10 protein-coding genes and 1 pseudogene are annotated in these 9,493 nt (G+C 69.4%); 3 read left to right on the top strand and 8 right to left on the bottom strand.

Annotated elements, in window-relative coordinates:
• Positions 1 to 248 (top strand): annotated as a pseudogene (locus AX685_RS22895) (LPS assembly lipoprotein LptE); the annotation flags it as partial.
• Entirely contained in the window at positions 245 to 1,255 is a 1,011-nt protein-coding gene (holA, locus tag AX685_RS18100) for a DNA polymerase III subunit delta (protein WP_066491138.1), read from the top strand. The pseudogene AX685_RS22895 and the gene holA, both read left to right, overlap by 4 nt.
• Here holA and AX685_RS18095 read toward each other — a convergent pair.
• Genes AX685_RS18095 through AX685_RS18070 form a run of 6 tightly spaced genes read right to left on the bottom strand, consistent with a single transcriptional unit; the run spans position 1,252 to position 6,788 of the window.
• A complete protein-coding gene (locus AX685_RS18095) occupies positions 1,252 to 2,160 on the bottom strand; it encodes a ParB/RepB/Spo0J family partition protein (RefSeq protein WP_066491136.1) in 909 nt (302 codons plus the stop codon). The genes holA and AX685_RS18095 overlap by 4 nt on opposite strands.
• Positions 2,157 to 2,936, bottom strand: a complete 780-nt coding sequence (locus tag AX685_RS18090) for a ParA family protein (RefSeq protein ID WP_066491134.1) — start codon at positions 2,934 to 2,936, stop codon at positions 2,157 to 2,159. The genes AX685_RS18095 and AX685_RS18090 overlap by 4 nt, the downstream gene beginning before the upstream one ends.
• The gene (gene rsmG / locus AX685_RS18085; protein ID WP_066491133.1) at positions 2,936 to 3,553 is read right to left on the bottom strand and encodes a 16S rRNA (guanine(527)-N(7))-methyltransferase RsmG; all 618 of its coding nucleotides are present in this window, start codon (positions 3,551 to 3,553) and stop codon (positions 2,936 to 2,938) included. Before rsmG ends, AX685_RS18090 begins: the two co-directional genes overlap by 1 nt.
• A complete protein-coding gene (mnmG, locus tag AX685_RS18080; protein ID WP_066491130.1) occupies positions 3,550 to 5,274 on the bottom strand; it encodes a tRNA uridine-5-carboxymethylaminomethyl(34) synthesis enzyme MnmG in 1,725 nt (574 codons plus the stop codon). The genes rsmG and mnmG overlap by 4 nt, the downstream gene beginning before the upstream one ends.
• Positions 5,275 to 6,552, bottom strand: a complete 1,278-nt coding sequence (gene mnmE, locus AX685_RS18075) for a tRNA uridine-5-carboxymethylaminomethyl(34) synthesis GTPase MnmE (RefSeq protein WP_066491128.1) — start codon at positions 6,550 to 6,552, stop codon at positions 5,275 to 5,277.
• Complete coding sequence (locus AX685_RS18070) at positions 6,549 to 6,788, bottom strand: DUF6489 family protein (RefSeq protein WP_066491125.1); 240 nt, start codon at positions 6,786 to 6,788, stop codon at positions 6,549 to 6,551. Before AX685_RS18070 ends, mnmE begins: the two co-directional genes overlap by 4 nt.
• 141 nt (positions 6,789 to 6,929) lie before the next feature.
• Between AX685_RS18070 and AX685_RS18065 the strand changes: the two genes are divergently transcribed.
• Positions 6,930 to 7,619, top strand: a complete 690-nt coding sequence (locus tag AX685_RS18065; RefSeq protein WP_066491140.1) for a dienelactone hydrolase family protein — start codon at positions 6,930 to 6,932, stop codon at positions 7,617 to 7,619.
• A gap of 47 nt (positions 7,620 to 7,666) precedes the next feature.
• On the opposite strand, the gene AX685_RS23390 is transcribed toward AX685_RS18065, so the two are convergent.
• Together AX685_RS23390 and AX685_RS18060 are read right to left on the bottom strand one after the other, a co-directional pair.
• Positions 7,667 to 7,798 (bottom strand): hypothetical protein, encoded by a 132-nt coding sequence (locus tag AX685_RS23390; RefSeq protein WP_269450508.1) that lies wholly within the window; start codon positions 7,796 to 7,798, stop codon positions 7,667 to 7,669.
• Between the two features lie 107 nt (positions 7,799 to 7,905).
• Positions 7,906 to 9,493 (bottom strand): DNA translocase FtsK (locus AX685_RS18060; RefSeq protein ID WP_066491122.1); only part of this gene is annotated, 1,588 nt, incomplete at its 5' end.

Genomic DNA, 9,493 nt, shown 5'->3' with positions numbered 1-9,493 from the left:
GCGCGCGCTTCCAGCTGATCGAGGCGGGCAAGGGCACCGTGGTGCTCGATGCGACCGCCGGATCGGATGCGGGAATCGACGTGGTCGGTTCGGAATATGCGACGATCGCGGCGGAAAGCACCGCGCTGGAGCGATTGTCGGACACGGTCGCCGAACAGATCGTCGGGCGGCTGGCGCTGTATGCGCGGCGCACGCAGGCGACAGCCGGGGCGACCGCCGGAACCGCGGCGGGTACGCCCGCGCCATGAAGGTGACCGAGCCGCGGCTGACGGCTGCGCTCGACCGGCCGCCGGCGGATATCCGGCTCTACCTGCTCCACGGTCCCGACGAATCGACCGCGATGGCGTTCGCCGCGCGGCTGGGCAAGGCGCTGGGCGCGGGGGCGGAGCGTGTCGACCTCGACGGCGCGACGCTGCGCGGCGATCCGGCACGGTTGAGCGACGAGGCGGCGGCGATCTCGCTGTTCGGCGATGCGCGCTGGATCCGCGTGACCGGGGCGGGGGAGGAATCGGTCGAGGCGGTCGAGGCGCTGCTGGCGGCGGAGCAGGCGGGCAATCCGGCGGTGATGATCGCCTCGAGCGTCAAGGCGACCGGCAAGCTGGTGAAGGCCGCGATCGATTCGGATCGCGCGATGGCGTTCGCCTGCTATCCGCCGAACGCGCGCGATGCCGGCGCGGTGGTCAACGATCTGGCGCGCACGCACGGGCTGCGGATCGCGCCGGCGGCGGTGCAGCGGATCGTCCGCGCCGCGGACGGCGACCGCGCGGTGATGGCACGCGAGGTCGAGAAGCTGGCGCTGTACGTCGATGCCGCGCCCGACCGGCCCGCCGACGCGGATGAAGCGGCGCTGGACGCGATCGGTGCCGACATTGCGGAGGGCGAGATCGGCGAGATCGTGCTGGCGGCGACCGCGGGCGAGGTGGCGGTGCTGGTCGAGGCGCTTCGGCGGATGAACGGCGCGGATGCCTCGCCGATCCCGATCCTGCGCGCGCTCGGGCGACGGCTGGTGACGCTGGCGGAGATGCGTGCGGCGGTCGAGGGCGGGGAGGGCATCGATCAGGTGATGAAGCGCCACCGCGTCTTCTGGAAGGAAGAGGCCGCGACAGCGGCGGCGGTGCGCAAGTGGAAGCTGGCCGATCTGGTCGCCGCGCAGGCGGCGGCGCGGCGCACCGAGCGCGAGGCGATCGCGCTGGGGCCGGCGGGGCGCGTCGCGGCGGACGCCTTCCTGCTGCGGCTGGCGCGGCGGGTGGGCTAGATCCGCTCCCCGCTCAGCCGCTGGCAGACCATGTCGAGCTGGTCGAGCGTGCTGTAGTCGAGCGTGATCGAGCCATGGCCTTCGGGATGGAAGGCGATGTGCACCTTCAGCCCGAGAAGGTCGGCGAGCTGGCGTTCCAGCGCCTCGATATCGGCGCTGCCGGTGGCATGATCCGAAAAGCCCGCACGGCGTGGTGCCGAACCGCCGGAGCCGCCGCGCTTGACGTCGGCGGCGAGCTTCTCGGTCTGGCGGACCGACAGGCCCTGCGCCACCACCTGGTCGGCGAGCGCCATCGGATCGGCCGCGCCCAGGATCGCGCGGGCGTGCCCCATGGTCAGCGCCCCCTCCACGACGCGGGCCTGGATTTCGGCAGGAAGATCGAGCAATCGCAACAGGTTGGCGACATGACTGCGCGATTTGTGGACCGCCTTGGCCAGTGCCTCCTGCGTGTGGCCGAATTCGTCGAGCAGCCGCTGATAGGCCTGCGCCTCCTCGATCGCGTTGAGATCCTGCCGCTGGATATTCTCCAGAAGAGCGATCTGCAGCGTTTCGCTGTCGGAATAGTCGCGGACGACGACCGGCACCTCGTGGAGACGCGCGCGCTGCGCCGCGCGCCAACGGCGTTCGCCGGCGACGATCTGGTAATCATGGCCGTGGGGGCGGACGATGATCGGCTGGATCACGCCGCGCTCGGCGATCGAGGCGGCGAGTTCCTCCAGCGCGGCTTCGTCGAAATGGCGGCGCGGCTGGCCGGGGTGGGGGGCGATCGCGCTGACCGGTATCATCCGCACCGCGCCGCGCGCCGGGCCGTCGGCGGCGGTATCGCGTTCGTCGCGGGCGACGTCGCCGAGCAGCGCGTTGAGGCCGCGGCCCAGGCCGCTGCGGTTCCGGCGGGCGTCGGTCATGCTACTTCCTTCTCTCTCGGTAGCCGCTGGAGCACTTCGCGCGCGAGGGCCATATAGGCCTCCGACCCGCTGCAGCGATGATCGTAGATCAGCGCGGGCAGGCCGTGGCTGGGCGCCTCCGACAGGCGCACGTTACGCGGGATAACGGTGTCGAACACCACCTTGCCCAGCACCGCGCGCACGTCGTTCGATACCTGATCGGTCAGGCGGTTGCGGCGATCGTACATGGTCAACGCGACGCCGAGGATCGACAGCGACGGGTTGAAGCGCGCACGGATCCGCTCGACGGTGTTGAGCAGCTGGCTCAACCCCTCCAGCGCAAAGAATTCGCATTGCAGCGGCACCAGCAAGGCATCGGCGGCGACCATCGCGTTGATCGTCAGCAATCCGAGCGAGGGCGGGCAATCAATGAGGACGATGTCCCAGCGATCCTCCGCCAGCTCCATCGCGCGATACAGGCGGTGGGTGCGCTGATCGAGTTCGACCAGCTCGATCTCCGCGCCCGACAGGTCGACGGTGGCGGGGACGATATCGAGCTTGGGGATGCTGGTGGGCACGGCGGCGGGGACCAACCCATCGCGTTCGATCAACACATCATAGCTCGACCGGCCGCGCTGTGCCTGCGCAATGCCCAGCCCGGTCGAGGCGTTGCCTTGCGGATCGAGATCGATCAGCAGGACGCGATGCCCGGACGCGGCCAGTGCGGTGGCGACGTTGATGGCGCTGGTGGTCTTTCCCACGCCACCCTTTTGATTGGCCACGGCGATGCAGAACATCAGCGGGTCACTCCCTTGCCGAGGATGATCGACGATTCAGGATCGGTGAGACTCTGTTCCACGTGAAACAATCCCTGCCACTCACGCCGCAGTGTTTCAAGGTCCGACCGCCCGGAGCGGCCGCGCGGGAGGATATAAAGCGTGCGCTGGTCGCGGACGTGACGGGTCATGTCGACGATGTCGTCGAGTGATGCGACCGCACGCGCCGAGATCACCGCGAAGCGCGCGGCCGGCATCGTTTCGACTCGCGACTGAACGACCGTGACGTGGTCTAGGCCCAGTGCCGCCGCGCTGTCCGATAGAAATTTCGCCCGCTTCGCGCGCGGCTCGACCAGCGTTGTCGTCGCGTCCCGCAGCATCGCCACCACGATGCCGGGGAAGCCCGCGCCGGTGCCGACGTCCAGCCATGCGCCGGCGACGCCTTCGGCATGGGCAGGCAGTTGCGCCGAATCGAGCAGGTGGCGCACCCAGATATGCGGGATGGTGGAGGGCGAAATGAGGTTCTGGCGCGCGGTTTCTTCCACCACGATCGCGGCGAAGGCGGCAAGCCGATCGACGGCGGCGGCGCCGTGGCGCTCGGCGATCCAGGCGCGGGCGTCGTCTTCGCTCGCGATCATGCGGACTTCCTTGCGTGCAGCCACAGCGCAGCGAGCGCTGCGGGGGTGACGCCCCGCACCCGCGACGCCTCATCGAGCGTCGTCGGGGCGGCGGTGGTCAGGCGTTCGATCATCTCGTTCGACAGGCCTGCGATCGTGTGGAGGGCGGCGCCGGTCGGGATGGCAATCGCGCCGTCACGGCGCATCCGGTCGATCTCCTCGGCCTGCCGGGCAAGATAGGGGGCGTAGCGCGCGTCCTCCTCGACCTCGCGCGCGATGTCGGGGTCGACCTCAGATGCCGCCACCAGGCCGGCGCGCAGGTTGTCGCGCTGCGCCGTGCGGCGCGCGACATGGGCGCGGCGTTGCTCGCTAAGACAGTTGGCGGCCTCACCGAGCGCGGACAGGCGCGTCTCGGCATTGTCGGCGCGCAGCGCGAGGCGATACTCGGCGCGCGCGGTGAGCATCCGATAGGGTTCGCTGACCCCTTGCAGTACCAGATCGTCGATCATCACGCCGACATAGGCGCTGGCGCGATCAAGGATGACGGGCGCGTCGTCGCGCGCAACGGCGGCGGCGTTGAGCCCGGCGATCAGTCCCTGCGCGGCAGCTTCCTCATAGCCCGTGGTGCCGTTGATCTGCCCGGCGCAGAACAGACCGGGCAGGGCGGCGAGCGCCAGCCGGTGGTCGAGCGCGCGCGGATCGAGGTGATCGTATTCGACCGCATAGCCGGGGACGGTGATGACCGCACGCTCCAGTCCCTCCACCGAGCGGACCATCGCGATCTGCACGTCGGTGGCAAGCGAGGTGGAAATGCCGTTGGGATAGACGGTGGTGTCGTCGAGTCCCTCCGGCTCCAGAAATATCTGATGCCCGTCGCGATCGCCGAAGCGGTGCACCTTGTCCTCGATCGACGGGCAATAGCGTGGTCCCTGGCCCTCGATCGCGCCGGAGAAGAGCGGCGAATCGTCCAGCCCGGCGCGGATGATATCATGGGTGGTGATGTTCGTGCGGGTCACCGCGCAGGCCAGTTGCGGCAGGCGCCGGCCATACGTCATCGGCGACATGCGCCACGGGTCTTCGTCGGAGGGCTGGGGGGTCAACCGCGCCCAGTCGATCGTGCGACCGTTGAGGCGCGGCGGAGTGCCGGTCTTGAGGCGGCGCATGGGGAGGCCGAGCGAGCGGAGCTGTTCGCCAAGTTCGAGCGCCGGGCGTTCGCCGACGCGCCCGCCGGCCTCGCGCTCGCTGCCGCGATAGATGCGGCCGCCGAGGAAAGTGCCGGTGGCGAGAACGACGGCGGGTGCCGTGATCGTGCTGTTGTCGGCGAGGCGGACGCCGGTCAGGCGATCGTGGTCAAGCGTCAGCCCCGCCGCCTCGCCCTCGACGATTGTAAGGTTGGGGGTGGCGGTGAGCAGGTCGTGGATGGCCGCGCGATAGCGGCGGCGGTCGGCCTGGATGCGCGGCCCCTGGACGGCTAGGCCTTTTGACCGGTTGAGCATGCGATAATGGATCGCCCCGGCATCGGCGGCGCGTGCCATCAGTCCGTCGAGCGCGTCGACCTCGCGAACGAGATGGCCTTTGCCCAGTCCGCCGATCGAGGGGTTGCACGACAGGGTGCCGATCTGCGCGCGCGACTGCGAGAGCAGCGCCACGCGCGCGCCGCGGCGGGCGGCAGCGGCAGCCGCCTCCGTGCCGGCGTGCCCGCCGCCGACGACGATCACATCAAACTGTTTCACGTGGAACATCTATTTCCCGAGGCAGAAGCGGCCGAACAGCGCGTCCAGCATCGCTTCCGTAGCGTCCCGACCAAGTAGCGCAGCGAGCGGGCGGGTGGCAACGCGTAACTGCTCGGCGACGATCAACAGGTCACTGGCCCTCGCGGCAAGATCAAGCGCGGCGGCGGCATCGGCAAGCGCGTCACGCTGGCTCTGGCGAAGCGCCATGTCGCCGTCGATCGCCAGCATCATGCGTGCGTGATCGGCAAGCAAGGCCCATAGCGCCGCCACCGTATCGGGCAGGCGCGCCGATACGGCAAGGTCGGCGTCGTTGGGGTCCGTGTCAGTTAGGTCGGCCTTACCCGCGAGGACGATCGCCCCTCGCGGGGCCTCGGCCGGGGCGCCCATCCACAGCAGCACATCGGCGCTGGCGATCGCGGCGGCGGCGCGGTCGATGCCGATCCGCTCAACCTCGTCATCGGTCGCCTCGGCCAATCCGGCGGTGTCGGTGAGGCGGTAGGGAATGCCGTCGCGCATCACCGCGGCTTCCAAAATATCCCGCGTGGTCCCCGCGATCGGCGTCACAATCGCCGCGTCGCGATCGGCAAGCGCGTTGAACAGCGAGGATTTCCCGGCATTGGGAGGCCCGGCGATGACGACGCGCACGCCATCGCGCAGCCGCTCGACGCTCGGCGCGGCAAGGATGGTGCGCCATTCGGCGAGCAGGGCGGCGATGGCGTGCGTGGGATCATAGCCGCCGGCGTCCTCGACATCGGCCTCGTCGGCGAAGTCGAGCTGCGCCTCGACCTGCGCGGCGATGGCGGCCAGCCGGTCGAGCCAGCCGGTGATTGCGCGACCCACCGCGCCCTCGGCGGCGGCGAGTGCGGTGCGGCGCTGGGTTTCGGTCTCCGCCTCCAGCAGATCGGCCAGCCCCTGTGCCTGCGCCAGGTCGATGCGGCCGCTTTCCAGCGCGCGGCGGGTGAATTCGCCGGGGCGGGCGAGCCGCAAGCCGGGCAGGGCGGCGAGCGCGCGTTCCACTGCGGCCACCACGGCGCGGCCGCCATGGCAATGCAGCTCGACCAGATCCTCGCCCGTCGCGGTGTCCGGGCCGGGGAAGTGGAGTACCAGCGCGCGATCGAGCGGGGCGCCGGCCGCATCGCGCACGGTGCGCAGCGAGGCGCGGCGGGGCGGGGGGCAGCGCCCGGCGAGCGCCTCCGCCGCGGTACGAGCCGCCGGGCCGCTGATGCGCAGCACCGCGATCGCGGCGGGCGGGCGGCCGCTCGACAGCGCGAAGATCGTGTCGCTCACCCCGCGGGCTTGCCGGTGCTCGCGGCGAACAGCGACCGCCACATATCCATCCCGGCGTCGTTCATCGGCGCCCAGCTCTTGAGCATCGCGCCAACGATCTCGGGGCCGATCGTGCCGTTCTCGACGGCGTCCTGCATCTTCGCCAGATAGCGGTCGTGCAGCGGCGTCAGATCCGGCAGGCCCATCATGCGCCGCGCCTCCTCTGGGGTACAATCGACCTCGATGGTCACCTTCATGCGCATTGATCCCTTGAGCGCACCCGTCGCGCGCCATACCCATAGGTCGATCTATGCCCGCGAACCGCCATCCACCGCAACGCCATGCGGCCGGATGCGCTGCGGGACGTTGACGCCGGAATGCCAAAGGAGACGACGAACATGACGGACGTGACCATCGCCACGCTCGACGGACAGCAGATGCCCGCCTATCGCGCCGACCCCGCGGGGGCGCCCAGAGGGGCGATCGTGGTCATCCAGGAAATCTTCGGCGTGAACGCCGGCATCCGCCGCAAGTGCGATACGCTGGCGGCGGCGGGCTATCTGGCGATCGCGCCCGACCTGTTCTGGCGGATGGAGCCGGGGATCGAGCTGGACCCGGATGTCGATGCCGAAATGCAGCGCGCGTTGGCGATCATGGGCGACTTCGACCAGGACGCCGGCGTCCGCGATATCGAAGCGACGATCCGCTATGCCCACGCGGAAAGCGGCGGGAAGGTCGGCGCGGTCGGTTACTGCCTGGGCGGGCGGCTGGCCTATATGACCGCGGCGCGCACCGACGTGGATGCCTCGGTCGGCTATTATGCGGTGGGCGTCGACGGGCTGTTGGGCGAGAAGCACGCGATCGCCAACCCGCTGATGCTGCATATTGCGGGCGACGACGGCTTCGTCGATGCGGCGACCCAGGCGGCGATGCACGCGGGGCTGGACGATCACCCCAAGGTGACGCTGCACGATTATCCGGGCGAGGATCACGGCTTCGCTACCGAATTCGGCAAGCGCCGGTCGGACGCAGCGGCGACGCTGGCGGACGAGCGGACCGCCGCCTTCTTCGCCGAACATATCGGCTGACCGCCCACGATCCACCGCCGTCCGCGATCAGGCGGGCGGCGGCGCGATCAACCGATCACCAGCTCGCCCAGCCGGATCAACGCCGTCGCGAGCAACTGCGCGAACAGCACCGCGACTGCGAACAACAGCACCATGCCAACCGCCTCGGCACTGTAGTGGGGAATGTCTCTGATCGTCATGACCCATCCTCTCCAAAGGAGCCGGGCCTTCCGCTCATCCGGGAAAGTCCCGGCCTGTCGCTAATATAGCAGGTTTCGACGATTTTTCAACGCGCCGACCCATCCCGTCACACCGGGTTCCCATCGGTATCGCGCAGCACTTCGCGGCGGCCGACATGGTCGGGGCGGCTGACGACGCCTTCCTTCTCCATCCGCTCGATCAGGCGTGCGGCGGAATTGTAGCCGACGCGCAGCTGGCGTTGCAGCCATGAGGTCGAGGCTTTCTGACTGCCGCAGACCAGCGCGACCGCGGCGCGATATTGTTGATCTTCCTCGGAATCCTCGCCGGTGGGGGCGCCATCCAGCGCGAAGCTCTGTTCCGGCTCCTCGGTGACCGATTCGATATAGTCGGGCTGGCCCTGCGCGCGCCAGTGATCGGTCACCGCGCGTACCTCGTCATCCGACACGAACGGGCCGTGGACGCGCACGATGCCCTTGCCGCCGGGCATGTAGAGCATGTCGCCGCGGCCCAGCAGTTGTTCGGCGCCCTGTTCGCCCAGGATAGTGCGCGAATCGATCTTCGACGTGACGTGGAAGCTGATGCGCGTCGGCAGGTTCGCCTTGATGACGCCGGTGATGACGTCGACCGACGGCCGCTGCGTCGCCATGATGAGGTGGATGCCCGCGGCGCGCGCTTTCTGCGCGAGGCGCTGGATCAGGAATTCCACTTCCTTGCCGGCGGTCATCATCAGGTCCGCCAGTTCGTCGACGATGACGACGATCTGCGGCAGCACGTCGTAATCGAGCTGCTCCTCTTCATAGATCGGCTGGCCGTTCTCGCCATAGCCAGTCTGGACGCGGCGGCCGAGCGGGGCGCCCTTGGCGCGCGCGGCGCGGACCTTGTCGTTGAAGCTGGCGAGGCTGCGCACGCCGACCGACGACATCTGGCGATAGCGGTCCTCCATCGTCTCGACCGCCCATTTGAGCGCGCGCACCGCCTTGGCCGGATCGGTGACGACGGGGGAGAGGAGGTGCGGGATATCGTCGTACATGCTCAGTTCGAGCATCTTGGGGTCGATCATGATCATCCGGCACTGGTCCGGGGTCAGCCGGTACAGCAACGACAGGATCATGCAGTTGAGGCCCACCGATTTGCCCGACCCGGTGGTGCCCGCAACCAGCAGGTGCGGCATCGGCGCCAGATCGGCGATCACCGGATCGCCGGCGATATTCTTGCCCAGGATCACCGGCAGCTGCGCGGCCTGATCCTCGAACGCCTGGCTGGCGACCAGTTCGTGGAGCGCGACCATCTCGCGCTTGGCATTGGGCAGTTCGATGCCGATCACCGTGCGACCCGGAATCGTCGCGACGCGCGCGGAGATCGCCGACATGTTGCGCGCGATATCATCGGCGAGGCTGATGACGCGCGTGGCCTTGATCCCCGGCGCCGGCTCCAGTTCGTACATCGTCACGACCGGGCCGGGGCGCACCTCGGTGATCGTGCCCTTGACGTTGAAATCGTCGAGCACGGTTTCGAGCAGGCGGGCGTTGCGTTCCAGCGCCGCCTTGTCGATCGGCGCGCCCTGCGGCGCGGGGGCGGGGGTGAGCAGGTCGATCGACGGCAGCGCGAAACTGTCGCGCAGGTCGAGCCGCTGCTGTTGCGCCTGCGGCCGCGCGCGCGCGGCGGAGGGGGCGAGGTTGCGATCGGCGATCGTC

It is taken from the genome of Sphingomonas sp. CCH9-F2 (assembly GCF_001556735.1).
Classification (GTDB): Bacteria; Pseudomonadota; Alphaproteobacteria; order Sphingomonadales; family Sphingomonadaceae; genus Sphingomonas; species Sphingomonas ginsenosidimutans.
This window is presented reverse-complemented; position numbering and strand designations above follow the sequence as displayed.

Bases quoted from the DNA above. Each gene is read 5' to 3' on its own strand.
- AX685_RS18065 (WP_066491140.1), top strand. From the start codon at position 6,930: ATGACGGACGTGACCATCGCCACGCTCGACGGACAGCAGATGCCCGCC.
- AX685_RS23390 (WP_269450508.1), bottom strand. From the start codon at position 7,798: ATGACGATCAGAGACATTCCCCACTACAGTGCCGAGGCGGTTGGCATG.
- holA (WP_066491138.1), top strand. From the start codon at position 245: ATGAAGGTGACCGAGCCGCGGCTGACGGCTGCGCTCGACCGGCCGCCG.
- rsmG (WP_066491133.1), bottom strand. From the start codon at position 3,553: ATGATCGCGAGCGAAGACGACGCCCGCGCCTGGATCGCCGAGCGCCAC.
- mnmG (WP_066491130.1), bottom strand. From the start codon at position 5,274: ATGTTCCACGTGAAACAGTTTGATGTGATCGTCGTCGGCGGCGGGCAC.
- AX685_RS18095 (WP_066491136.1), bottom strand. From the start codon at position 2,160: ATGACCGACGCCCGCCGGAACCGCAGCGGCCTGGGCCGCGGCCTCAAC.
- AX685_RS18090 (WP_066491134.1), bottom strand. From the start codon at position 2,936: ATGTTCTGCATCGCCGTGGCCAATCAAAAGGGTGGCGTGGGAAAGACC.
- AX685_RS18070 (WP_066491125.1), bottom strand. From the start codon at position 6,788: ATGAAGGTGACCATCGAGGTCGATTGTACCCCAGAGGAGGCGCGGCGC.